This window comes from Cupriavidus sp. 10L43_2 (assembly GCF_056395265.1).
On sequence record NZ_JBFTJE010000016.1, the window covers coordinates 35684 to 58892 of the forward strand.

Consider the following 23209-nt stretch of genomic DNA (forward strand, 5'->3'; position numbering starts at 1 on the left):
AAATGTGACGGTTCGGATTGACGGAGGGTCCTGCAGATGAGCACGCCGTGCGGCCTTTCCTCGGCCGCACGGCGTGCATTCCGACTAACAGAATGACGTTTAGAGCGTGTCCTCTAAACCATCAGGACGGCGGTGGCAATACCTTGCCACCGTCCAACAGACAGGCGTCGCGCTGTCGCGACAGGACGTTATCTGTAGCGCTTACATACATTTTGCGTCGTGATTTAAGATCGCCCCGCATCACTTTGTGCCAATAACAATACATTTGAACGGGGTGTCAATGAAGTCCAATTTTTGTCGTGGAATCCGACGGGCGGGCGTGCGCGCGCCGCAAGCGTCCTGTATCCCCCTGGCTGTTGCGCTGCTGTTTCCGACGGGCGCGTCGGCCGGCGAATATGTTGCCTCCAGTCTCGCCGAGCTGCAGTCGGCCATTACGGCCGCCAATGCGGACGGCGATGCCACTGCCACCATCCGCCTGAGCGCTGACGTGACCATGCCCGGTGGCGTCTGGTCAATCGGCTCGCCTACCAAACCAATCACGCTCGATACGAACGGTTTCGTGCTGACGAAGACCGGCGCGCTGGGGAACTATGTGACATCCGCGACGGGACCGCTGACGTTGAACGGCACCTATACGGTTGCCCCGGACACGGCGGGCGGCACGGCCATGTTGATCAGCGGAGGCGGCCAGGCGATCGTCAACGGCACCGTGACCGGCGGCAACACGACGGTGGCGGGCAGCGAGAGCGGGGTCGCCGTCTCGGTGCTGCCCAACACATCCGTCGTCAACAACGGTTCGATCAAGGGCGGCAGCGGAACGAATTCTGCCAACGGTACGGGAGGCGTATCGCTCTCGACCAATGCCAGATTGGTCAACTCGGCCACTGGCACCATCACGGGGGGCGATGCCTCGGGTGGCCAGGCCGGCACCGCCGTGAACCTGACTGCGACCGTCACGGGCGGCGTGGTCAACGCGGGCACGATTCGCGGGGGCGCCGACCYGAGTGGTGGCGGGGCCGGTGGCGTCGGCATACGCGTCCAGGCGGGTACGCCTACCGTCACTAACTCGGGGCTGATCGAAGGGGGGGCTGGCGCGGGGGCTATCGCCGTATCTGGCTCCGCCGGAACGCTGACGGTCGTCAACGCGGGCACCATCCGCGCCGGGACCGGTTACGCGAATGCCATCGAATATGCCTCGGGCGGCACGGGCCGGGCTGTGCTCGAACTGCAGGCCGGCTCCAACATCGTCGGCAACGTCGTCGCGAACGCCACGGTGGCCAATGACACCTTCCGCCTCGGCGGCGCCACCGACAGCGTGTTCGATGTCTCGACCATCGGCGACACCGCGCAGTACCGTTACTTCGACAACTTCGTGAAGACCGGCGCCAGCACGTGGGCGCTGATCGGTGCCGGCACGGTCACCGCGCCGTGGACCGTGGACCAGGGCACGCTGCAGATCGGCAATGGCGGCACCAGCGGCAGCCTGGCCGGCAATGTGGTCGTCAACGGCGGCGCCACGCTGGCGTTCAATCGTTCCGATGCCCACACCTATGGCGGCATCGTGTCGGGCGCGGGTAGCCTCGCGCAGAACGGCAGCGGCACCACCGTGCTGACCGGCGCCAACACCTACACGGGCGGCACCGCCGTCAAACTCGGCACGCTGGCCATCGACGGCTCGATCACCAGCCCGGTGACGGTAGCCACGGCCGGTACGCTGTCCGGCACCGGCACGATCTTCGGCAATGTCACGAACAGCGGTACGGTGACGCCGGGCGGCGGCTCGGGCGTGCTGACCATCGCCGGCAACTACATCGGCAACGGCGGCACGGTCCGCGTGAACACGGTGTTTGGCGGCGACGCATCGGCCACCGGGCGGCTTGTGGTGACCGGCGATACCTCGGGCAGCAGCCAGATCCGGGCGGTCAACATCGGCGGAGGGGGCGCGGCCACGGTCGAGGGGATCAAGGTCATCGACGTGCAGGGCGCGTCGAATGCCACCTTCACGCTCGCTGGCGACTACACATTCCAGGGCCAGCAGGCAGTGGTGGCCGGCCCGTACGCGTACCGGCTGGTCAAGAACGGCGTGTCGACGCCGACCGACGGTGACTGGTACCTGCGGTCCACGCTGGCCGAAACGCCTGCTGTCGGCGCCTCGGCGTCAGCCGCCGCCACGCCGCTGCTGGCCCCGACCGTGCCGCTGTACGAAGCCTATTCCAGCGTGCTGCAACGCTTCAACGAGCTGGGCACGCTCCAGCAGCGCGTGGGCAATCGTTCGTGGTCGCCCAACGCCGCCGTGCAGGCCGAGCAGGATGCGGGCAAGCCGGTCATTGGCCGTGGGGCGTGGGCGCGCGTGGAAGGTTCGAACACCCATATCGATCCGTCCACCAGCACGACCAGCGCCAGCTACAACGTCCGCATGTGGAAGTTCGAGGGTGGCGTGGATGCGCCGGTCATCGAGAATCAGGCCGGCACGCTGGTGGTGGGGCCGACCTTCCACTATGGCGTCGCCAATTCCAACGTCTCGTCGATGTTCGGCAACGGCGCGATCGATGCCACCGGCTACGGCTTTGGCGGCACGGCGACGTGGTATGGCAACAATGGATCGTATGTCGATGCCCGCGCGGCCGTGACCTGGTACGACACCGATATCCGCTCGTCGACGCTGTCGACCAAGCTGGCCAACGGCAACCGGGGCAGCGGTGTAGCCACCAGCGTGGAAGCCGGCCACCAGCTCGCGCTGGGGGGCAACTGGTCGATCACGCCGCAGGCGCAGCTCGCCTGGTCGCAGGTGCGCTTCGACGCGTTCACGGACCAGTACGGCACCAATGTGTCGCGCGATAACGGCAACAGCCTGGTCTCGCGCCTGGGCGTGTCGCTCGATCACGAGGCCAAGTGGACCGCCGGCAACGGCAAGACGAGCCGCTCGCACGTCTACGGCATCACCAACCTGTACTACGACTTCCTGCACGGCACGTCGGCGCGCGTCGCCGACCTCAGCGTCGTCAGCAAGGAGCAGGCGCTGTGGGCTGGCCTGGGCATCGGTGCCTCGCTGAACTGGGACGACGATCGCTACACGGTCTATGGCGAACTGCTGGCGCGCACCAGCCTGCAGGACTTTGGCGACAGCAATGCGATTGGCGCCAAGCTTGGCGTGCGTTATCGCTGGTAAGGCAGCGGCGCGACCCCATGACTGTCCGGCACAGAAGGGATGCCGGCTCATGTCTGACCGGAGAAGCACCGCTGGTCAACCGTGTAACCGGCTGCGATCTCCACCGCCTGTTCGACGAACGGCAAGGTCAGCGGATTGCCGATTTCCTTGTGGAAGGCGATCCACAGTTCAAGGGTTGGTACGTCCCGATTGGCGATCCGTCGATACACCACGCCCTTGACCGGCTGCGCGGCGGCCGAGGCGGGCACCAGGGACACCGCCACGCCGGCTGCCACCATCGCCATCATGGCGTGGTGACGCGCCCCGTCGTGCATGCACGACGGTACGACGTTGTGCTCCGCCAGCCAGGTCATCATCAGGTCGTGCGCATACTGGCCGTGACGCCGTTCGAGCGTGGCAAGGCTTTGGCCATCGAGGTCACGCGCATTGACGCTGGATTTTCCGGCCAGCGGATGGTTCCCGGGGGCGGCCAGGACATAAGGCTCCGACATCAGGCGGCGCGCCTGCAGACGGGAATCGGTGACAGGCGGCCGCAGGATCGCCACATCGAGTTCGTTTCCCAGAAGGGACTGGATCATCGCTTCGGAGCTGGTCTCGCGCAGCGAGTACAGGACGCCGGGCACATGCGCCGAGAATTGCCGCAGGATGTCCGGCACCAGTTCGATGGCGGAGATCGCGGTCAGGCCGATGCCGAGGTGTCCGACGTTCTCCCCGCGATCCGCCTGGGTCACCATTTGCCGCGCGCGGTGCTCGATGTCGAACAGCTTTTCCGCCTCCGCCCGCAGGACCTGGCCTGCCGGCGTCAGTCGCACGCTGCGCTTGTTGCGCTCGAATAGCTGGGCGCCGATCTGCGCCTCCAACTGCTTGATCTGCAGGCTGAGGGGCGGCTGGGTCATATTCAGCCGCCGCGCCGCGCGCGTGAAATTGAGCTCGTCAGCCAGCACGAGAAACGAGGTCAATACGCGGAGTTCGAGGGGCGTGTACATATACAGGATTTGTATAAGTCAGATACAGAAGTAATATTGGAAATATAACTCGTGAGTACGCAGAATGTCTTCACCCAGTCCCCATCAAGGGGGCGAGACCAGAACAACTGCGCGAGACATGACCATCCAACACCCCCTCGACGACCGCCTCCCGCCGCTGCTGCGCAGCGGCGAGCCCCTCCGCGGCATCTTCACCGCCTTGCCCAGCCCGGCCATCGTGGAGATGTGCGCCTACGCGGGCTTCACCTTCGTCATCATCGACAACGAGCATGGCGCGGCCGGTTTCGAAACGACCGAGCACATGCTGCGCGCGGCGCGTGCCAGCGGGATCATTCCTGTTGTGCGCTGCTTCCCCGGCGATATGGCGCGGGTACTGGACATGGGGGCGAGCGGCGTCCAGGTGCCCATGATCGAGACCGCCGATGCGGCGCGCGACCTCGTGCAGCGCGTTCGTTACCCCGCCATCGGCCGGCGCGGCAGCGCCTTCAGCAGTCGCGCGGCCGGCTATGGCGCCTTTCCCGGCGCTCCGCACACCACGCGCAGCAACGAGGGCGTGGCGCTGATCGCCATGATCGAGACGCCCGAGGGCGTGGCCAACGCCGCGGAAATTGCGGCAGTCGAGGGAATCGACGCAGTGTTTGTTGGCCCCAACGACCTGTCGCACGCAATGGGCTTCGGCAACGACTGGAAGGCGCCGGCCGTGGCAGCGGCGATCGAGCAAGCGCTGCGTGCCATCGATGGTCAGGGCAAGTGCGCGGGCATCATCGCGCTGGGCGCCGACGACGAGCAGCGCTACGGCCAGTTTGGTGCGCGCTATTTCGCCACGGTCGCCACCACGCTGATCACGCAGGCGTTCCGGCAGGCGGCGCAGCCTCCCGACATGCCGGCGCCGACGCTGCGTTACTAGTTCGGCCCGGCACCGGGCCAGTCAGTGGCTCGCCATTCCCCATTCACGACGACATTCGCGTGCGCCGCTACGGCAAGCCGCGCCAGGCAGCATGAGCGCACGCCGGGGCGGGCCGGTCGATTTCGGCGGCAGCGTAGTGCTGGTGACGGGCGCAACGGGCGGCCTGGGTCCGCCATCTGCCAAGCGTTTGCGGGAGCGGGCGCGTCGGTGGCGGCAGCTCTATTGAGGCGGGGCCTCCCTACAAGAACTGGAGACAAATCATGAGATTCATGAATCGCTGCGCACTGCGCGTTGCCCTGGCAATGGGAGGGCTCTCGCTGGTCATGGCCACGCCGGGCGTGTGGGCCGATACCTGGCCGAGCAAGCCAATCAAGTATGTGGTGCCGTTCTCGCCGGGCGGGGTGTCGGATGCCACTGCCCGCATCGTCGCCGAAGGCCTGTCGCAGCGATTGGGACAGCCAGTCGTCATCGATAACAAGCCAGGCGTATCGGGCATCCTGGGGACGCAGTTTGTGGCCCGTGCCGAGCCTGATGGTTACACCATCATGGGCGGCACCATTACCACGCACGCGGTCAATCCCTTCTTCTACAAGAAGCTTGGCTATGACCCGGTCAAGGACTTCGTGGCGGTGAATCTTGTGGGCACGGTCAGCAACGTGCTGGTGGTGTCGAACGACAGCCAATACCAGTCGGTCGACCAGATCGTCGCGGCCTTGAAGGCCAAGCCTGGTGCGTTGACGTTCGGCACGGCGGGACCGGGCAGCTCGCAGCAGTTGTCGGGCCAGTTATTCCAGAACATTACGGGTACGCGCCTGCAGCAGATCTCCTACAAGGGCGGCGCAGCGGCGATGACGGACCTGATAGGCGGCCAGATCGACATGGTGTTCGAGACGGTTGCCGCCGCCAAGCCCATGCTCGACGGCAAGCGCGTGCGCGCGATCGGCGTGACGTCGGCGCACCCGCTGCCGAGCCTGCCCGGGGTGCGGCCGTTGGCGGAGCAGGGTCTGAAGGGCTTCGAGATGCAGTCATGGCAGGGCATTTTCGCGCCAGCGGGCACGCCGAAGCCGATTGTCGATCGCCTCGCCACCGAGATCGCGGCTGTCGTCGCGACGCCGGCCGTGCAACAGCGCTTGCGCGCGCTCGGCGTGGAGCCGGAGGGAAAGCCGTCCGCTGCCTTCGCCGCGTTTCAGCGCTCGGAAGTCGCAAAGTGGGGCAAGATCATCCAGGCCGCCGGGGTGGTACCAGAATGAGCGAGACAGCACCTGCTTCCTGCTTTACGCCCCCGAGTACTTCAACGCCTTGCGCAGCGTCGATAATGACGACCCTGGAAAGGGCGTTGCGAGCCTCCGCGGACATCCATTGACGTGTGGCGGGCTGCCCCCCCGCCCATGCACCGAAAACGCAGGTCATGCACCGAAATGTCCTCGCGTTAACCCTGTCCTGGCGCCGCCGCGCGGCATATCCCCCCTCATTCCCCCCAAAAGTCCTACGGGTTATTGCCCGTTGCCCCATGGCACGCCTGTTGCATAGGATTCAAGTGACTTGAATTTGGTGCAGAGGACTTTCCTCGATGTGTTCCGGCGTATGGTCGGCGCCTTGCACCCGTTCGGTCAGGCGCCGGGCCTGCCGCCCGTTGGACATGTCTATATAGGGGAACAGAGTGCTGAAGAAGAAAACTGCGGCCGCCGCCGCGATTGCCGCCGCTGCCACGGGAGTGGTGCTGATGTCCGCGCCGGCGCAGGCAAAGGACGTCGTCAAGATCGCCTTTGTGGGCCCGCTGACCGGTGGCGTGTCGTCGATCGGCTTGGGCGGGCGCAATTCCGCTGACCTGGCCGTCCGCCTGCGCAACGCCGATCCCAAGGCCAAATACACCTACGAACTGGTCGTCCAGGATGACGAATGCCGGCCCAACGTGGGCGTGCAGGTGGCCACCAAGATCGCCGCGGACAAGTCGATCGTCGGCGGCGTGACGCACTTCTGCTCGGCCGTGGCCATGGGCACCGTGGGTGTCTATAACCGCTTCGGCATGCCGGCCGTCGTCTGGGGCGCGGTGCTCCCCGAAGTCACGTACGGCAACAACTTCAAGGAGATCCATCGCGTCAACGGCACGATGATCAACCAAAGTGAAGTGGCGGCCAAGTTCATGACCGGCCTGGGCTACAAGAAGTGGGCGATCATTCACGACACCACCGATTACGGCAAGGGTCACAACAAATACTTCAGTGAATTCCTGAAGAAGGACGGCGGCACCATCGTCGGCACCTTCGGCGTGACCGCCGACCAGCAGGATTTCACGACCGAACTGACCAAGATCCGCGAACTGAAGCCGGACGTGGTCTATTTCGGTGGCCTGACGCCGCTCGGCGTCCGCATCCGCACCCAGATGGAGAAGCTGGGCATCAAGGCCCAGTTCGAAGGCACGTCAGGCATCAAGTCCGATGCCTATATCGAAGGCGTGGGCAAGCCCCTGTCCGAAGGCTCGCTGGCCTTTATCGAAGGGGCGCCGGTCGAGAAGCTGGCCGGCGGCCAGTTATTCATGGAGCGCTATACGCAGCAGAAGTACGGCGAGCCGCCTGAAGCCTATGGTCCGTTCGCCTTTGTCGCTGCCAACCTGATCATGGACGCCGTCGAGAAGGTCGGCCCGGATCGCAAGAAGGTCCGCGACGTGCTGAACGGTACGAAGGACGTCGACACCATTATCGGCAAGGTCACCTTCGATGAGCATGGCCAGAACGTGGTGCCGCTGATCACCAAGTACGTCGTCGAGGACGGCAAGTGGGTGATCTGGGAAGACAGCGCCTACGCCAAGGGCAAGAAGAAGCTGGCCGGACTGTAAGCGTGGCGCCTGAGCCGGGCCCGCGCCGTCTGCGGACCCGGCCGTGCACTGCTGGACGGTCTATTCAGGCCATTCTGGGGATACCGATGAGTGTATTGGGACAGTACGTCTTCAACGGGCTGATGCTCGGCATGATCTACGCCATGGTGGCGGTCGGCTTCACGCTGTTCTTTGGCGTGCTGGACGTCATCAAGTTTTCTCACGGCGATGTGCTGATGGTGGGCGCCTTCGCAGGGCTTGCCGCATCGGCCGGCGTGTTGGCGCTGCATGTGGACTCGCCGTGGCTGCAATTGCTGGCCATCGTGGTGTGCGCGATTGTCGTGACCGGCTTGCTGGGCGCCGTGATCGCCCGCTTCCTGATCCTGCCCTTGCGCAAGGCGCCGCCGCTGAACACCCTGCTGGCCACCTTGATGCTGGGTACGGTGCTGCGCGAAGCCGTGCGCCTGTTCTATCCGGATGGATCGAACCCGAAACCGTTTCCCGCGCTGCTGCCCACCACGGAGCTGTCGCTCGGCGCGTTGACGCTTCGCGCCGATAACCTGATCTTGCTGGCGGCAGGTGTCGCCATCATCATCGGCGTCCATCTGTTGATCACGCGCACGCGTTTTGGCATGGCCATCCGCGCCGTGGCACAGGACGGCGAGACGGCGCGCCTGATGGGCATCAACTTCGAAGTGGTGGTGCTGGTCACGTTTGCGCTGGGCTCGGCCATGGCCGCGCTGGCCGGCGTGATGAACGGCCTCTATTACAACGAGATCAACTTCAACGTCGGGCTGCTCCTCGGCGTGATCGGCTTCGCTGCCGCCATCCTGGGTGGACTGGGCAACCTGTACGGCGCCATCCTCGGTGGCTTCCTGTTCGCGGCGCTCCAGGTGCTGGGCAGTGCGACGCTGCCGGCGCTGGTGCCCGATATCCCGAGCGCCTACAAGGATGTCTTTGCGTTCGCCGTGGTCATCGTGCTGATGGCCTTCAAGCCGACCGGACTTATTGCGGAGAAAGCCAGTGAACGTGTCTGACAACGTCTCGAATCCACTGCCCCCTGCCGTGGTTGGCGCCGGTGGCAAGCAGCGCAGCCCGGCCGTGGTGCTGGGCATCGCGGCCATCGTCATCGTGGCCTACCTCTATCTGTTCCTGCACGCGGAATCGCAGCTCTCCGTGGCCGCGCTGCTGGCACTGGCCGTCGCAGCGACGGTCATCGCAGGCAAGTTCAAGGTCACGCGGGCCGTGGAGCAGGCTGCCGCCCGGCGGCCCGGGCTGTCGCGGCTATGGTCGGTCGTGGGCACGCTCGTGCTGATCGTGCTGTTCCACGAAAGCCATTTTGTCTTGCTGATGCTGTGCGCGGTGCTGTTGTATACCACTGCCTGCCTGGGCCTGACGGTGCAGTTCGGTTTCTCCGGTGTATCCAACTTCGCCGGCGCGGCGTTCTTCGGCATTGGCGCGTACGCCACGGCGGTGCTGGCCGCGCATACGCCCATCCCGTCGATCCTTGTGATCGTGCTGTCCGGCATCGCGGCTGCGGTCATCGGCTCGCTGCTGATCGCGCCGGTGTTGCGGACGCGTGGCCACTATGCGGCGCTGGTGACCATCGCGTTCGGCATCCTGTTCAAGACCTTTCTCGAAGTCAACGATGTGCTGGGCGGTCCGCAGGGCCTGCAGGTGCCCGGCATGACGCTGTTCGGCTTCCAGTTCAACGAAGGCTTGACGCTGTTCGGCATCGACGTGTCGTTCTACGCCAGCTACGCACTGCTGAGCCTGGCGATCTGCGCAGGCACCTTTGCGGTGGTCAAGGCACTGGAGCGCTCGTGGGTGGGGCTGGCCATGGACGTGGTGCGTACCGATGAAACCGCCGCTGCGACCTTCGGCCTCCATATCGCGCGCTGGAAAGTCATCGCATTCATGCTCGGCAACTTCTTCGCGGGCGTGGCGGGCAGCGTCTACGGCATGGTCACGGCGTTCGTGGCACCGAACAACTTCACGTTCGCCGACTCGCTGCTGATGCTGTCGATCGTCATTCTGGGTGGTCTGGGCAATGTCGTCGGCCTGATCCCGGCCGCCATCATCGTGCTGGTGCTCCCGGAGAAGCTGCAGTTCATCCAGGAGTACCGCTTCCTGTTCTACGCGGCGCTGGTCATCGCCATCCTGCTGTTCCGTCCCGATGGGCTGCTGCCGCGCAAGATCCGTCTGTTCTTCCCGACCCAGGACGCCAAATGAGCGACGCGATGATCGAGGTACGCAATCTCACGATGCGATTCGGCGGCCTGACTGCGCTGGACAATCTCCAGCTCGACATCCGCCGCGGGGAAGTGCTGGGCCTGCTGGGGCCGAATGGCTCCGGCAAGACCACGTTCTTCAACGTGCTCACGGGCCTCTACAAGGCCAGCGCGGGCACCATCACGTACAACGGCGAGAACGTCATCGGCAAGACGCCGCAGGACATCTATCGTAGCGGCGTGGCGCGGACGTTCCAGCGCTCCCGCCTGTCGCTGCCCCTGACCGTCTTCGACAATATCGTGATCGGCGACTACCAGCACATGCAGCACGGGCTGGTGTTCAACCTGTTTCGACGCAAGGCATTCCGGGCCGAGTATGAACGCTATGTGGAATCTGTGCGCGAACTGCTGGGCATCTTCAGCCCTCCGCTGGTCAGTCGGCTATTCGAGCCAGTCGAGTCGTTCACGATGATCGACCGTCGCCGGATCGAGGTCTGCCGCGCCCTGATGAGCCGACCACGGCTGCTGCTGCTGGATGAACCGTCGGCAGGCATGACCCATGACGAAACCCATGAGCTGATGGACGACATCCTCCAGGTGCGAAGCAAGTTGCAGGACTTGTCCGTCGTGCTCATCGAGCACGAAATGAACGTGATCGAGCGCATCACCGATCGGTGCGTCGTGCTGAACTACGGCAAGAAGATCGCCGAAGGCACGTACGCCGAGATCACCGCCGATCCCGACGTGCAGACGGCCTATCTCGGGGAGGAAGCCGCATGAGCGATAACACGTTGCGCGTGGAGGGCCTGAGCACGGGCTATGACAAGGTCAACGTGCTGCATGACGTCTCCATCGAAGTGCCGCCCGGCAAGATCACCTGCATCCTCGGGGCGAACGGCGCGGGCAAGAGCACACTGATCCGGGCGATCCTGGGCCTGACGCCCGCGCGCAAAGGCCGCATCCTGTGGGATGGCGTGGACATCGCAGCGGAGAAGACGCACAACATCATCGCGCGCGGCATTTCCTGCATACCGGAAGGGCGCAAGGTATTTCCGCGCATGACCGTTGCCGAGAACCTGGCACTGGGCGCCTTCCTGGAGGCCGATCCGGCCAAGGTGCGGGAGCGCATCGCGCGCGTCTACGAGATATTCCCGCGCCTGCGCGAGCGGTCCGCACAGTTGGCCGGCACCATGTCGGGCGGCGAACAGGCCATGGTGTCGATCGGGCGCGGATTGATGGCGCAGCCGCGCCTGCTGGTCATCGATGAACCGTCGCTTGGCTTGTCGCCGCTGTACGTGAAGGAGAACTTCAAGGTCATCCAGCAGATCAACGAGCTGGGCATGACCGTGCTGCTGGTCGAGCAGAACGCGCGCCAGACGCTGGCGATTGCGCACCAGGGCTATGTGCTGACGCAGGGGCGCGTGGTGGCGCAAGGCTCGGCGCAGGCGTTGCGTGAGAATGACGAAGTGCGCGCCGCCTACTTTGGCTGAGTGCTGGCGGATCGATTCTGGAGACTGAAGCTTTGGACCAATATCTCGATCTTCCCGTGCGCGAACTGGTGGCGCGCATGGCCCGTCGCGAGCTGCGCGCGGAAACCGTCGTGCAGGCTGCGCTCGATCGCATCCGGGCGCAGGACGATGTCATCCATGCGTGGCAGCACGTTGGCGGTGAAGCGGCCATCGCGCAGGCGCGGCGTCTGGATGCCGGCACTGCGTCAGCGGCGCTGCACGGCGTACCGCTCGGCGTCAAGGATCTGATGGATACGGCGGATCTGCCGACGACATACGGATCGCCGATCTACGCGACGCATCGACCTGTGCTGGATGCCGCCGCCGTTGCACTGGCGCGAAGTGCTGGCGCGGTGGTGGTGGGCAAGACCGTGACCACGGAATTCGCGACATTCCAGCCGGGCCCCACGTGCAATCCACGCGCGCCCGTGAATGCCCCGCGCACGCCGGGTGGCTCGTCGAGTGGCTCTGCCGCCGCCGTGGCGGCTGGCATGGTGCCGCTGGCATTCGGCACGCAGACCGCAGGGTCGATCATTCGGCCTGCCGCCTACTGTGGCGTGATTGGCTACAAGCCCACCCACGCGACGTTGCCGCTGGCCGGTATCAAACCGTTGTCGCCCAGCCTGGATACGGTGGGTGTGCTGGCCCGGCGCGTGGACGATGCGGCGTTGTTCATCGGCACGCTGGCACGCGATGTCTCGATTACGGAGGCTTGTGCCCAGGCACCGACCCCGTTGCGCGTCGGCATCGTCCGCACGTCGCACTGGGAGCGCGCGGGTGCCGATGCGCGTGCCGCGCTGGAGACGGCGGTACGGACGCTGCAGGGCCTCGGCGCGTCGATTCAGGATGTCGAGTTGCCCGTCGCCTGCCATGGTCTCACCGAGGCCCAGATGGACATCATGGCCTTCGAAGCCGTCGCCGCGTTCGCACCGGAAGCGCGCGATCGGGCAGCGGATTTCAGCGCGGCCTTTGCCAGGCAGCTCGAAGTGGGGCGTGCGGTGACAGGCGAGCGCTTTCGCGCTGCGCTGGCGCTCGCGGAACAGGCGCGCATGTCGCTGGCAGTGTCGCTGGAAGGATTCGATGTGGTCCTGGCCCCCAGCGCAGAAGGCGAAGCGCCCGAGGGCCTCGCCGCTACCGGCGACCCGATTTTCTGCCGCATGTGGACGCTGCTCGGTACGCCTTGCGTCCATGTGCCGACCGGAACGGGCGCTGGCGGCATGCCTGTCGGCGTGACAGTGACCGCGCCACGCCACGCCGATGCGCGCGTACTGGCCGTGGCACATCGTTTATCTCAGGCGCTGGCTCTGGCGGCCTGACACCAGGAGAACATGTTGAATCGCTTGCATCAGCCCGCCGAGGCCATCGTGGATAACACCGTACAGGCCCTCGCCGAACGGGCACAGGACCATGTCGACGCCAATCGCCTGGCGGCATCGCTCACCGCCTTGGCGCAGTTCGGCGGTCGTGACGACGGCGGCGTGTCGCGCGAAACGCTGACAGCCATCGACCTCGTGTCGCGCCGCCACCTCGTCGATCAGGCGCGCGCGCTGGGCTGCCAGGTCAGCATCGACGATTGCGGAAACCTGTTCTTCCGGCGGGCTGGTAGCGAGGATCTGCCTCCCGTGCTGACCGGGAGCCATGCCGATACCCAGCCGGTGGGCGGCAAGTACGACGGGGCGTATGGCGTGCTGGCCGGCCTCGAAGTGATCGCGGCGCTCAACGCGGCGGGCATCGAAACGGTGCGACCCATCGAGGTGGTGTCGTGGACCAACGAGGAGGGCAGCCGCTTTGGGCCCGGCGCGATGGGCTCCAGCGCCTTCGTCGAGCCGGCGCGGCTGGCCGGCTATCGCGATGCCACCGACCAGACCGGCGTCCGGTTTGGCGATGCACTGGACGCGGCGCTGGCCGCCAGTCCTGACGTGGAGCGCGTGCCGATGGCGCGACCGATGTCCGCCTGCGTGGAACTCCATATCGAGCAGGGCCCCGTGCTGGAGGCTGCCGCCGTGCCGCTCGGGGTCGTCACGGGCATCCAGGCGGTGCGATGGTTCCGCGTGGAGTGCGCAGGCACCATGGCACACGCCGGCACCACGCCCATGGCCGTGCGGCGCGATGCGATGGCAGTGGCCGTCGCCATCGCGCAGGACCTCTACGCGCTGGCCCCACGCGAACCGGGGGCACCGGGCGCGCCGGAACTGCGCCTGACGCTTGGCCAATGGGCGGTGGTGCCGAATTCGGTCAACACCATCCCGGGCAAGGTGACATTCACGGTGGACATGCGCTGCCTGGACGATGCCGCCCTCGATCGCGCCGAGGCCGCGCTGCGGCTGGCCTGCACGCGTCATGCCCCGGCCTCCGACGTAGCGATCACGCGCTTCTTCCATCGTGGCCCGACGTACTTTCCCGAATCCATGCTGGCGTCCATTCAGCGCGCCTGCGGGCGGGCCAGCCAGCTTGCTGGCCGAGCGCCGCCGATGCGGCTCACGTCCGGCGCCTTTCACGATGCCATGTACGTGGCCGATCATTGCCCGACCGCGATGATCTTCGTGCCGAGCAAGGACGGGATCAGCCACAACGCGGCGGAGGACACCGATGCCACGGACCTGTTCCTGGGCGCGCAGGCGCTGGCGTACACTGTCGCCGAACTGGCCTGCCGCCGGCCGTGACCGACCCCCGGTGCGCGTGGCGGCCCCTTTGAATACCAACCAACCAGCCCGCATGGCAAAGACCGCGAGCCCGATCCCGCAAGAGCCGGTCGACAGCAAGTCGGCCACCCTGACGCTTGGTGTCAAGCTGCGCCACGCGCGGCTGGTGGCCGGCTATACCTTATTGCAACTGGCTAACAAGGCCGGTTGCTCCGAGAGCCTGATCTCGAAGGTCGAGCGTGGCCTGGCCACGCCGTCATTCACCACGCTCCACCGGCTGGCCGTGGCGCTCGACACCAATATCGGCGCGCTCACCAGCGAGGATGACGCGCACCAGTCGCCGATCCTCCGTCACGGCGAACGGCCCGTGATCCGTGTGGGTGGCGTGGCGCTCGAACGCGTGGTGCTGCCCAAGCGCGGCGGCCTGCTGCAGGCCAACATCCACATCGTCTGGCCCGGCGAAGCCAGTGACGGCCAGATCGAGCATCAGGGCGAGGAAGTCGGCTACGTGCTGGAAGGCAAGCTGGAGCTGATGCTGGGCGACGATATCTACCTGATCGGCCCGGGCGATGCGTTTACGTTCTCGAGCCAGGTGCCGCATGGCTACCGCAACGTCGGCGATGTCGTGGCGAAGGTGCTCTGGGTGAATTCGCCCGCGACGTTCTAGGCGATCACGGGTGCCACGTCGCCGGCTTGTCGACGGGCATGGCCGGCCGTTGGCTGCCCGCCATGGCGTACGAAAGCTTGTTCGCTGCATCGACGACCGTCTGCGCGAGTTCCAGCAGCCGGTCTTCCCCCAGACGCGCCGTCGGTCCCGAAATACACATCGATCCCAGCAGCCGCCAGTGCAGTCCGAATACGGGCGCCGAGACGCTCGATACCTCCGCTTCGCGCTCCCCAAGCGACAAATGGAAGCCACGGCGCCGGATCGTTTCATAGAGGTCGCCGGGCTCCCCTGAGAAGGCGAGGATCACCCGGCCGGGCGATCCACTGTCGAGGGGCAGGGCCGCGCCAATCCGGACATGGTGCCGGATCGCCTGCGGACCTTCCACACGCACCAGACAGGTCCGCTGTCTGCCTTCGCGAACATAGAACGACGCGCTTTCCCCGGTCTTGATGGTCAATTCGCGCAGCACCGGCTCCACCACGTCCTGCACGTTGAAGGTCGCCTGGTAGCACGCGCCCAGCCAGCCGGCCGCACGCCCAAGCCGCCAGCTCCCGTCTTCCTTCTGCACCAGATAGTTGTCCGCAGCCAGCGTGCGCGCCAGCCGCAGCACCGTGGTCTTGTGGATACCCGTCCTGCGGCTCAGTTCCGCCAGGGACAGCTGCGGATCGTTGACTCCGAAGGCCTCCAGCACGCGCAGCGCCCGCGTGACCGCGATGACGCCGCTCGCGGCCTCCTCAGTACCTGCGGGGCTGATTTCATCACTTTTTGGGTTCATGGCACGAAACGCGTTGCGTGGTACGAAACGGCATTGTATGGCGTGAAACGTTCGACAACAATCCGTCTCACAACACAACGAGATTCGGAGACAGTCATGAGCGCGATTCGCCGCTGCATGTTCACCCTTGCCGTCACTTTGCTTGGCGCTGCCCACGTGGCGGCCGCCGCACCCGCCTATCCCTCCAAGCCGATTCGCGTCATCGTGCCGTTCCCGGCAGGCGGGGGCACCGACATCATCGCGCGGGAAGTGACCAACAAGGTTGCCATATCGACGGGCTGGACCTTCGTGGTGGACAACAAGCCCGGCTCGGGCGGCAACCTGGGCGTGGACGCCGCAGCGAAGGCCCCCGCCGACGGCTACACCATCGTGCTGGGGCAGACCAGCAACCTTGCCATCAACCCCACACTGTTCAGCCATCTGCCTTATGACCCGGTCAAGGACCTGACGCCGATCAGCCTCGTGGCCAGCGCGCCGCTCGTCCTCGTGACGCCGGTCAGCTCACCCTACAAGACCCTGGCCGATGTCATCAAGGCCAGCAAGGCAAAGCCGGGCGCGCTCAATATCGCCTCGCCCGGCAATGGCACCGTCGCCCATCTCTCGGGCGAGTTGCTGCAGAAGACGGCCGGCATCAAGCTGATTCACGTGCCGTACAAGGGCGCCGCCCAGGCGGTGAACGACCTGATCGGCGGTCAGGTCGACCTGTATCTCTCGTCGGTGCCGACCCTGCTGGCCCATATCAAGAGCGGCAAGCTGCGCCCGCTGGCGGTCACCTCGGCGAAGCGCGTGGACGATCTGCCCCAGGTACCCACCATCGCCGAGTCCGGCTACGCCGGTTTCGAGGCCTCGACCTGGTTCGGTTTCGCCGCACCGGCCGCCACGCCGAAGGACATCGTCACGCGGCTGAATGCCGAGTTCAACAAGGCGCTCAAGTCGCCCGATCTGGCGAAGAAGCTGAACGACCAGGGTGCGCTGGTCCTTGGCGGCTCCCCCGAGGCGTTCGGCACGCAGATCCGTCAGGACATCGCCCGCTGGGCTTCGATCATCAAGGACTCCGGCACCAAGCTGGACTAATCCTCCTCTCCCTTTCCCCTTGCCTACCGGAGCCAAGCCATGAGCCTGCCCAATATCAACCAATCGTTTGAACGCGTATCGGCCGCCGTTGTCGCCAAGGCCGCGAAATTCCAGCCGGCGATTCTCGCCGACGTCGCGGGCCGCCGTGGCGCGCTGCATGGCCGCATCAAGGCCCTGCGCCCGAGCATGAAGCTCGCTGGTCCGGCCTTCACGGTCGAGGTTCGCCCCGGCGACAACCTGATGATCCACGCCGCGCTGGCGCTGGCCCAACCGGGCGACATCCTCGTCATCGATGGCAAGGGCGACCAGACTTCCGCGCTGATGGGCACCATCATGATGAACGCGGCACGCCAGCTCGGGCTGGCCGGCGTGGTCATCGACGGCGCCGTGCGCGACAGCATCGAACTGGAGGAGATGCAATTCCCCGTCTTCTCCGTGGGTACCAACCCGAACGGCCCGACCAAGGAAGTCGGCGGCCGCATCGGTCACCCGGTCTGCGTCGGGGGCGTGACGGTGTACCCGGGTGACTACGTCTGCGGCGATGCCGATGGCGTGGTGGTGGTCGAGCGGGACAAGATCGAGTCGCTGCTCGCCGCCGCAGAACACAAGGAAGCGGCCGAAGCCAAGCGGATCGCACAGATCAAGGAAGGCAATACCACGGCGCCGTGGCTGCTGGCCTCGCTGGTGACCGCCGGCGTGCTCAAGCAGGGAGAAACGCTGTGACGAGCCGGCCCGCCATCATCGTGACGGGGGCGGACCTGGCGCCCGAAGCCCTCGCCATCCTCCACGACTACACGATCGTCTTCGCCGGCAAGACCCCGCAACCCGCTGACCTGGTCGCCCTCGCGAAACAACAAGACCCGGTTGCCATCATCGTCCGCTACGGTAGCGTGACGGCCGAGGTCATGGATGCCGCCCCGTCACTGCGGGTGATCGCCAAGCACGGCAGCGGCACGGATACCATCGACAAGGTTGCCGCCGCAGCGCGGGGCGTGGAGGTGCTGGCGGCGGTCGGTGCCAATGCCGCCGCCGTGGCGGAGCATGCGCTGGCGCTGATGCTGGCCTGCGCCAAGTCGATCGTGCCGCTCGATGCGCGCATGCACGGCGGCCACTGGGACAAGGCCACGCACAAGAGTGTCGAACTGAGCGGGCGCACCGTGGGACTGGTTGGCCTGGGCACCATCGGGCTGCGCTTTGCGCGGATGTGCCACGCCATGGATATGCGCGTGATCGGCTTCGACCCGTTCGCCAGGAATCTGCCCGACTACGTGCGGCCGGTCGGACTCGAGGCGATCTGGGCCGAGTCCGACGTGATCTCGCTGCATTGCCCGCTGACGGACGACAATCGCAAGATGCTGGACGCCAACGTGCTCGCGCGCTGCAAGCGGGGCGTGATCGTCGTCAACACCGCGCGCGGCGGGCTGATCGACGAACCGGCCCTGCTGGCGGCGGTCCAGTCGGGGCAAGTGGCTGGGGCCGGGCTCGATAGCTTCGCCGTCGAGCCGATGACCGCGCCGCATATTTTCCACGGGCAACCGGGCGTGATTCTGACGCCGCACATCGGCGGTGTGACGGGTGCGGCCTACGTCAACATGGGCGTGGCCGCGGCCAAGAACGTGCTGGGGGTACTGAACCGCGAGCGGGAGCCGGTACTGACGAAGGGCTAGCGGGAGGCCACCTCCGTCCGCGATACGCATGGCGACCCCGCCTGGAGCGGGGCGATCAAAAAGACACAGCAGTTTGGAGACACACATGACCACGCAACAACGCGGCGCCGGATGGCTGCCGCAACTGGTAATGGCGGCGCTCGCCGTCCTTTCGATGGGCGTGCACGCCGAGACCTGGCCGGCCAAGCCCGTCAAGATCGTCGTGCCCTATCCGCCGGGCGGCGCCGTTGATGCGGTCACGCGCAAGATGGCGCAGCGCCTGACCGAGCAGACCGGCCAGAGCTTCTTCGTCGAAAACAAGGCCGGGGCGACGGGCACCATCGGCGCGGTCCAGGTGGCGCGATCGGCGCCGGATGGCTACACGCTGCTGGCCAACGACACGACCTACGCGCTGCTGCCCCATATCTTCAAGAAGCTCCCGTTCGACTACGCCCAAGACCTGCAGCCGGTTTGCGCCTATGTATTCGCGCCGATGGGCGTGGTGGTCAAGGCGGACAGCAAGTTCAAGACGCTGAACGATCTGGTTGCCGCCGCGAAGGGGGCGGACAGCAAGATCTCCTATGGCTCGGGTGGCCCGGGGTCGACGCCCCATTTCGCCAGTGAGGCGCTAGGGCTGGCCGCCGGCGCGCACTTCATGCATGTGCCCTTCAAGGGCGCGGGCGAGGCGACCGTGGCGCTGCTGGGTGGCACCGTGGACTTCCAGATGGCCTCCATCTCGGGCGTGATCGGCCAAGTGCAAGGCAACAAGCTGCGCGTGCTCGCCGTGAGCGGCGACAAGCGCCTGCCGGCGCTGCCCGGTGTGCCCACGTTCGCCGAGGCAGGCGTGCGCGGCTATGGCGTCACGAACTTCACGGGTCTTTGGGCGCCGAAGGGCACGCCGGCGGATGTCCTCGCTCGCCTGCAGAAGGAAGTCGCCACGGCGATGGCGACGCCCGACATGCGCACCTACGCCGAGAGCATCGGGGCCGATGCCGGCTATTGGGACGCCGGGGCCTTCCGCAAGGAGATGGGGGCGCGCACGGCGTTCTGGGGTAAGGTCGCCACTGCGACCGGCTTCGAGAAGCAGTGACCGGGCGGACACCCTGCGCAACCCTCTTCAGGTAATCGACATGTTCCTCCTCACCCCGCCAACGATCCGCCAGCCAGCGCTGTTCAGCAGCCTGCCGGAGCGCTATCGCAAACGTCGTCAGACCGAATGGTCCGATGCCAACCAGGGGGGGCGGGCCATCGACTCGTTCCTCGAAGGTCCGGTCGTCGACGATGCGGGCAATGTCTACGTGACGGATATTCCCAACGGTCGCATCTTCCGGATCGACAACGGGGGAGGGTGGGAGGTGATCGCCGAGTGGGACGGCGAGCCCAACGGCATGAAATTCATCGCTCCCGACCAACTGCTGGTCACGGACTACCGCAGCGGGCTGATGGTGGTGGAGACCCGCACGGGCGAGGTCCGGCCTTATCTGGCGCGCCGCAACACGGAAAGCTTCAAGGGCGTGAACGACCTGACGCTCGACTCGCAAGGCAACGTGTACTTCACGGACCAGGGCCAGACCGGCCTGCACGACCCCACCGGCCGGGTCTACCGGCTGACCCGCGAAGGCCGGCTGGACCTGCTGCTGTCCAACGTGCCGAGTCCCAATGGCATCGTCCTGTCTCCGGACGAACGTTTCCTGTTTGTGGCCGTAACGCGGGGGAACTGTGTGTGGCGGATGCCGCTGCTCGCAGACGGGAGTGTGTCCAAGACGGGGCAGTTCTTCACGTCCTATGGTCCCAGCGGACCCGACGGGCTCGCGATGGACCAGTCCGGACGCTTGCTGGTAGCCAACCCGGGGCTCGCCTACGTCTGGGTGCTGAATCACCGGGCGGAACCTGTCGAGGTGATTTGTGGCACCCCCGGCCACTCGTTGACCAACGTGGCGTTCGGCGGCCCGGCGCGCAAGACGCTTTACGTGACTGACTCCACCGCAGGCGAGATTCTCCGGGTCGAGATGGATGTGGCGGGCATGCGGTCGCCGCTGCTAGCGCCTGGCCTGCAGGAATGACGAGGGCGGCGCGCCCAGCGCCTTGCGGAACATCGTCGAGAACGCGCTCGGGCTGTCGTAGCCGAGATCGAGCGCCACCTCCGTGACAGGCGTTCCGGCCGACAGGCGCGACAGCGCGGCCAACAGGCACGCCTGCTGGCGCCATGCGCCGAACGACATCCCCGTTTGATGCTGGAACAGGCGCGCGAACGTGCGCGGGCTGCAGTGGAGCTGCCGCGCCCAGTCTTCGGCGGATGCGCCGATATCGGGGTGCGCCAGCAGTGCCGCGCAGAGCCTGGCGAGCGCCGGGTCGCGCGGCATCGGCGCAAACAGGGGCAAGGTTGGCGCGCGATTCAGTTCGAACAGGATGAGCTGCATCAGCGCCCCGTCGCGGCTGTCCGCCATGTAGTGCGCGGGCACGTCTGCCGAAGCTAACAGCAGGGCATGCAGCAAGGGGCTGACCACCAGCACCTCGCAGCCCGGACTATCACGCGGCGCCGACTCCGGCAGCACGTAGACGCTGCGCGTGCTGACCCCGTTCATGCGCACCCGATGCGGCTTCTGCGCCGGAATCCACACACCCGTATAGGGCGGCACCACCCACGCGCCTTCCTCGGTGCCCACCTCCATCAATCCCGTCATGCCATACAGGAACTGGGCGCGGCGGTGGCTGTGCGTGTCGAGCAGCGTGCCGAAGGTGTAGTCGGTGCCGATGGCCAGCGCGGCACACGGGCTGGCATCGACGCTGTCGAGCGGTACATTGATCATCGGGACACGAGAGGCGTTGGCAGGATCTCGAAGATTATTGTCCAAACATCGCAAGTTTGCCAGCCGCATCCGCCGTATCGTGATCATCCGTTCGATGGGAAACGAGGGCTAACGATGTCGATGTACGCGGTACTCATGCTCTGCGGCGGCCTGGCCGGCGTGACGACGGTGCTGTTCGGGTTTGGCGGCGGTTTTGTCGTGGTGCCGCTGCTTTATACGATGCTGACGATGACGCACGCCGCCGGCAGCGCCGTGGCGCAGGCGGCCATGCAGATCGCCGTGGCCACCTCGTCGTGCGTGATGATCTTTGGCGCTTCCATGGCGACGTGGCGCCACCATCGCGCCGGCAATGTCGACTGGCCGCGCATCCGGGCGATGGGTGCCTATATCGCCGTCGGTGCGGTCGTTGGCGCCGCCGCCGCGAGCTGGCTCAATGGCGACTGGGTGCGGTGGGCGTTCGTCGCCTATCTGGCCGTGACCATCGTGGACAGCACGCTGCGCCCCGGATTCATGCATGCCGGCCCGGGCACCGCGCGGCCGATGACCGCAGGCGCGACGGCCGCCATCGGCATCGGCATCGGGGCGATTGCCGCTTTCTTGGGCGTCGGCGGCAGCGTGATGACCGTGCCGCTGATGCGCCGGCGCGGGGCCACCATGACGCAGGCGACGGCGATGGCCAATCCGCTGTCATTGCCGATGGCGATTGCGGCCACCGTCACCTACGTCGCGCTGGCCTGGCAGCACGGCGCGACCTTCGGGCCCGGTCACGCCGGCTATGTCGACCTGCTGGCCTTTGTCGTGCTGGCGGCCGGCTCCTGGGTGGGGATCCGGCTGGCGGCACGCTGGATCGGCCGCATCCCGGACCGCGTCCACGCTGTCACGTATGTCGCGCTGCTCGCCCTGGTGCTGGTGATGATGGTAGCGGGCGGCAGCCTGGCGTGACTCGCCGGGCCTCAGTTGTCGATGAAAGAGACGAAAGCGTCGAGTTCCAGCCGCTGAATCGCCATGTTGTTCTCGGGCACGCTGTTGTCCGCATAACCCAGTGACATGCCGGCCACCACCATCTCGCAGTCGGGAATGCCGAGGCCCTTGCGGAGCACATCGGACTGCAGCGACCAGATTTGCTGCGGGCAGGTATCCAGTCCTTCCGCGCGCGCAGCCAGCATGACGTTCTGCAGGAAGCAGCCGTAGCAGAGGAAGCTGGCCCACTCCAGGCAGCGGTCCATCGTGAAGATCAGGCCGACCGGCGCGTCGAAGAAGCGGAACTGGCGTTCCACGTCGCGCCGCCGCCCGACGATATCGCTCCTGGCTACACCCTGCGCGTCACCGAGCATGCCGCGGAACATGTTGAAGCGTGACGAATACGGCGCCGGCAGATCCTTGGGGAAGAACGGATACTCGTGGGCCAGCGTGTCGGGCCCGGCGCGGTAGGCGTCGACCGCGGCATCGGTGATTCGCTCGCGTGCGCTGCCGGTCAGCACATAGCATTTCCAGGGCTGGGTGTTGCTTGAACTCGGCGCGTACTTCGCCACCGACAGGATGTCCCTGACCGCCCGCAGCGGCACCGGCCGGTCCAGGAACGCGCGCTTGCTGCGGCGCCCGCGAATCAGTGTCTCGGTGAACCGCGTGGCCGCCGTGCTCATCTCCGTGTCCATCGCCATGTTCATCGCCGTCTCCATCTCAGCCTCCAATTCCATTTCCATCGCTCTTTTCTCCGTGGTGGGGTCGTGGTGAAAAAATCATAGCCGCGTGGTGGACGGTGAAAAGATGGCGATGCTTGCATGCTTCGTCCGAGAACGATGAACGATGCACCGCACCGGCGCGTCATGCGTGAAGACGGTGCCGAAGTCCGAGGGTTTACCTGTGTGAGCGGAGGTGAAAAACGTGCCGCTTGCACCGCTGCGTGGCCGCGATGCACCGTTGGCAGGCGCGCGCCAAGGCACGCATTCCGGCGTCCATATTCATGGACGCAATGTTCC

21 protein-coding genes are annotated in these 23209 nt (G+C 66.0%); 17 read left to right on the top strand and 4 right to left on the bottom strand.

The window, feature by feature from the left end:
- Positions 1 to 319 precede the first annotated feature (319 nt).
- Positions 320 to 3169 (top strand): autotransporter family protein, encoded by a 2850-nt coding sequence (locus AC1DEL_RS20550; protein WP_477159166.1) that lies wholly within the window; start codon positions 320 to 322, stop codon positions 3167 to 3169.
- A gap of 47 nt (positions 3170 to 3216) precedes the next feature.
- Here AC1DEL_RS20550 and AC1DEL_RS20555 read toward each other — a convergent pair whose 3' ends face one another.
- Complete coding sequence (locus AC1DEL_RS20555) at positions 3217 to 4155, bottom strand: LysR family transcriptional regulator (RefSeq protein WP_092295353.1); 939 nt, start codon at positions 4153 to 4155, stop codon at positions 3217 to 3219.
- A 118-nt stretch (positions 4156 to 4273) separates the two neighbouring features.
- On the opposite strand from AC1DEL_RS20555, the gene AC1DEL_RS20560 reads away from it, so the two are divergent.
- The 10 genes from AC1DEL_RS20560 to AC1DEL_RS20605 all read left to right on the top strand — a co-directional run bounded on the left by AC1DEL_RS20560 (position 4274) and on the right by AC1DEL_RS20605 (position 14925).
- Positions 4274 to 5062, top strand: a complete 789-nt coding sequence (locus tag AC1DEL_RS20560) for an HpcH/HpaI aldolase family protein (RefSeq protein ID WP_477125387.1) — start codon at positions 4274 to 4276, stop codon at positions 5060 to 5062.
- Between the two features lie 260 nt (positions 5063 to 5322).
- Positions 5323 to 6312: a Bug family tripartite tricarboxylate transporter substrate binding protein gene (locus tag AC1DEL_RS20565; RefSeq protein WP_477125388.1), complete on the top strand. Its 990-nt coding sequence runs from the start codon at positions 5323 to 5325 to the stop codon at positions 6310 to 6312.
- 410 nt (positions 6313 to 6722) lie between these two features.
- A complete protein-coding gene (locus tag AC1DEL_RS20570; protein WP_477107606.1) occupies positions 6723 to 7898 on the top strand; it encodes a branched-chain amino acid ABC transporter substrate-binding protein in 1176 nt (391 codons plus the stop codon).
- Between the two features lie 86 nt (positions 7899 to 7984).
- Positions 7985 to 8914, top strand: coding sequence for a branched-chain amino acid ABC transporter permease (locus AC1DEL_RS20575; protein ID WP_092295344.1), 930 nt, complete (start codon positions 7985 to 7987; stop codon positions 8912 to 8914).
- Complete coding sequence (locus tag AC1DEL_RS20580; RefSeq protein WP_177219933.1) at positions 8901 to 10109, top strand: branched-chain amino acid ABC transporter permease; 1209 nt, start codon at positions 8901 to 8903, stop codon at positions 10107 to 10109. Before AC1DEL_RS20575 ends, AC1DEL_RS20580 begins: the two co-directional genes overlap by 14 nt.
- The gene (locus AC1DEL_RS20585) at positions 10106 to 10888 is read left to right on the top strand and encodes an ABC transporter ATP-binding protein (RefSeq protein ID WP_092295341.1); all 783 of its coding nucleotides are present in this window, start codon (positions 10106 to 10108) and stop codon (positions 10886 to 10888) included. Before AC1DEL_RS20580 ends, AC1DEL_RS20585 begins: the two co-directional genes overlap by 4 nt.
- A complete protein-coding gene (locus AC1DEL_RS20590; protein ID WP_454757613.1) occupies positions 10885 to 11598 on the top strand; it encodes an ABC transporter ATP-binding protein in 714 nt (237 codons plus the stop codon). Before AC1DEL_RS20585 ends, AC1DEL_RS20590 begins: the two co-directional genes overlap by 4 nt.
- A gap of 32 nt (positions 11599 to 11630) precedes the next feature.
- Entirely contained in the window at positions 11631 to 12932 is a 1302-nt protein-coding gene (locus AC1DEL_RS20595; RefSeq protein WP_477125389.1) for an amidase, read from the top strand.
- 12 nt (positions 12933 to 12944) lie between these two features.
- Positions 12945 to 14279, top strand: a complete 1335-nt coding sequence (locus AC1DEL_RS20600) for a M20 family metallo-hydrolase (protein WP_477125390.1) — start codon at positions 12945 to 12947, stop codon at positions 14277 to 14279.
- A 52-nt stretch (positions 14280 to 14331) separates the two neighbouring features.
- Positions 14332 to 14925, top strand: a complete 594-nt coding sequence (locus tag AC1DEL_RS20605; protein WP_092295329.1) for a helix-turn-helix domain-containing protein — start codon at positions 14332 to 14334, stop codon at positions 14923 to 14925.
- Positions 14926 to 14929: 4 nt separating this feature from the next.
- Here the strand turns inward: AC1DEL_RS20605 and AC1DEL_RS20610 are convergent, their stop codons facing one another.
- On the bottom strand, positions 14930 to 15700 hold the full coding sequence (locus AC1DEL_RS20610) for an IclR family transcriptional regulator (RefSeq protein WP_092295326.1): 771 nt from the start codon (positions 15698 to 15700) through the stop codon (positions 14930 to 14932).
- A 96-nt stretch (positions 15701 to 15796) separates the two neighbouring features.
- Between AC1DEL_RS20610 and AC1DEL_RS20615 the strand changes: the two genes are divergently transcribed.
- The 5 genes from AC1DEL_RS20615 to AC1DEL_RS20635 all read left to right on the top strand — a co-directional run bounded on the left by AC1DEL_RS20615 (position 15797) and on the right by AC1DEL_RS20635 (position 20483).
- A complete protein-coding gene (locus AC1DEL_RS20615) occupies positions 15797 to 16774 on the top strand; it encodes a Bug family tripartite tricarboxylate transporter substrate binding protein (protein ID WP_477125391.1) in 978 nt (325 codons plus the stop codon).
- 39 nt (positions 16775 to 16813) lie between these two features.
- Positions 16814 to 17497 carry an RraA family protein gene (locus AC1DEL_RS20620; protein WP_092295320.1) on the top strand — a complete coding sequence of 228 codons (684 nt, stop codon included), beginning with the start codon at positions 16814 to 16816 and terminating at the stop codon, positions 17495 to 17497.
- Entirely contained in the window at positions 17494 to 18441 is a 948-nt protein-coding gene (locus AC1DEL_RS20625) for an NAD(P)-dependent oxidoreductase (RefSeq protein WP_454757614.1), read from the top strand. Before AC1DEL_RS20620 ends, AC1DEL_RS20625 begins: the two co-directional genes overlap by 4 nt.
- 85 nt (positions 18442 to 18526) lie before the next feature.
- A complete protein-coding gene (locus AC1DEL_RS20630; protein WP_255370841.1) occupies positions 18527 to 19510 on the top strand; it encodes a Bug family tripartite tricarboxylate transporter substrate binding protein in 984 nt (327 codons plus the stop codon).
- 40 nt (positions 19511 to 19550) lie between these two features.
- Complete coding sequence (locus AC1DEL_RS20635; RefSeq protein WP_477125392.1) at positions 19551 to 20483, top strand: SMP-30/gluconolactonase/LRE family protein; 933 nt, start codon at positions 19551 to 19553, stop codon at positions 20481 to 20483.
- Here the strand turns inward: AC1DEL_RS20635 and AC1DEL_RS20640 are convergent.
- Positions 20460 to 21230 (bottom strand): AraC family transcriptional regulator, encoded by a 771-nt coding sequence (locus AC1DEL_RS20640; protein WP_477125393.1) that lies wholly within the window; start codon positions 21228 to 21230, stop codon positions 20460 to 20462. The genes AC1DEL_RS20635 and AC1DEL_RS20640 overlap by 24 nt on opposite strands.
- 120 nt (positions 21231 to 21350) lie before the next feature.
- Here AC1DEL_RS20640 and AC1DEL_RS20645 point away from each other — a divergent pair, with 120 nt between their 5' ends.
- Positions 21351 to 22172 (top strand): sulfite exporter TauE/SafE family protein, encoded by an 822-nt coding sequence (locus tag AC1DEL_RS20645; protein WP_092296145.1) that lies wholly within the window; start codon positions 21351 to 21353, stop codon positions 22170 to 22172.
- An 11-nt stretch (positions 22173 to 22183) separates the two neighbouring features.
- Here the strand turns inward: AC1DEL_RS20645 and AC1DEL_RS20650 are convergent, their stop codons facing one another.
- Positions 22184 to 22873 carry a nitroreductase gene (locus AC1DEL_RS20650; protein WP_369823446.1) on the bottom strand — a complete coding sequence of 230 codons (690 nt, stop codon included), beginning with the start codon at positions 22871 to 22873 and terminating at the stop codon, positions 22184 to 22186.
- Positions 22874 to 23209 lie beyond the last annotated feature (336 nt).

Coding starts and splice junctions, on each gene's coding strand:
- AC1DEL_RS20630 (WP_255370841.1), top strand. CDS start 18,527: ATGACCACGCAACAACGCGGCGCCGGATGGCTGCCGCAACTGGTAATG.
- AC1DEL_RS20635 (WP_477125392.1), top strand. CDS start 19,551: ATGTTCCTCCTCACCCCGCCAACGATCCGCCAGCCAGCGCTGTTCAGC.
- AC1DEL_RS20620 (WP_092295320.1), top strand. CDS start 16,814: ATGAGCCTGCCCAATATCAACCAATCGTTTGAACGCGTATCGGCCGCC.
- AC1DEL_RS20560 (WP_477125387.1), top strand. CDS start 4,274: ATGACCATCCAACACCCCCTCGACGACCGCCTCCCGCCGCTGCTGCGC.
- AC1DEL_RS20590 (WP_454757613.1), top strand. CDS start 10,885: ATGAGCGATAACACGTTGCGCGTGGAGGGCCTGAGCACGGGCTATGAC.
- AC1DEL_RS20565 (WP_477125388.1), top strand. CDS start 5,323: ATGAGATTCATGAATCGCTGCGCACTGCGCGTTGCCCTGGCAATGGGA.
- AC1DEL_RS20650 (WP_369823446.1), bottom strand. CDS start 22,873: ATGAGCACGGCGGCCACGCGGTTCACCGAGACACTGATTCGCGGGCGC.
- AC1DEL_RS20615 (WP_477125391.1), top strand. CDS start 15,797: ATGAGCGCGATTCGCCGCTGCATGTTCACCCTTGCCGTCACTTTGCTT.
- AC1DEL_RS20610 (WP_092295326.1), bottom strand. CDS start 15,700: ATGAACCCAAAAAGTGATGAAATCAGCCCCGCAGGTACTGAGGAGGCC.
- AC1DEL_RS20600 (WP_477125390.1), top strand. CDS start 12,945: ATGTTGAATCGCTTGCATCAGCCCGCCGAGGCCATCGTGGATAACACC.
- AC1DEL_RS20575 (WP_092295344.1), top strand. CDS start 7,985: ATGAGTGTATTGGGACAGTACGTCTTCAACGGGCTGATGCTCGGCATG.
- AC1DEL_RS20585 (WP_092295341.1), top strand. CDS start 10,106: ATGAGCGACGCGATGATCGAGGTACGCAATCTCACGATGCGATTCGGC.
- AC1DEL_RS20640 (WP_477125393.1), bottom strand. CDS start 21,230: ATGATCAATGTACCGCTCGACAGCGTCGATGCCAGCCCGTGTGCCGCG.
- AC1DEL_RS20605 (WP_092295329.1), top strand. CDS start 14,332: ATGGCAAAGACCGCGAGCCCGATCCCGCAAGAGCCGGTCGACAGCAAG.
- AC1DEL_RS20555 (WP_092295353.1), bottom strand. CDS start 4,155: ATGTACACGCCCCTCGAACTCCGCGTATTGACCTCGTTTCTCGTGCTG.
- AC1DEL_RS20645 (WP_092296145.1), top strand. CDS start 21,351: ATGTACGCGGTACTCATGCTCTGCGGCGGCCTGGCCGGCGTGACGACG.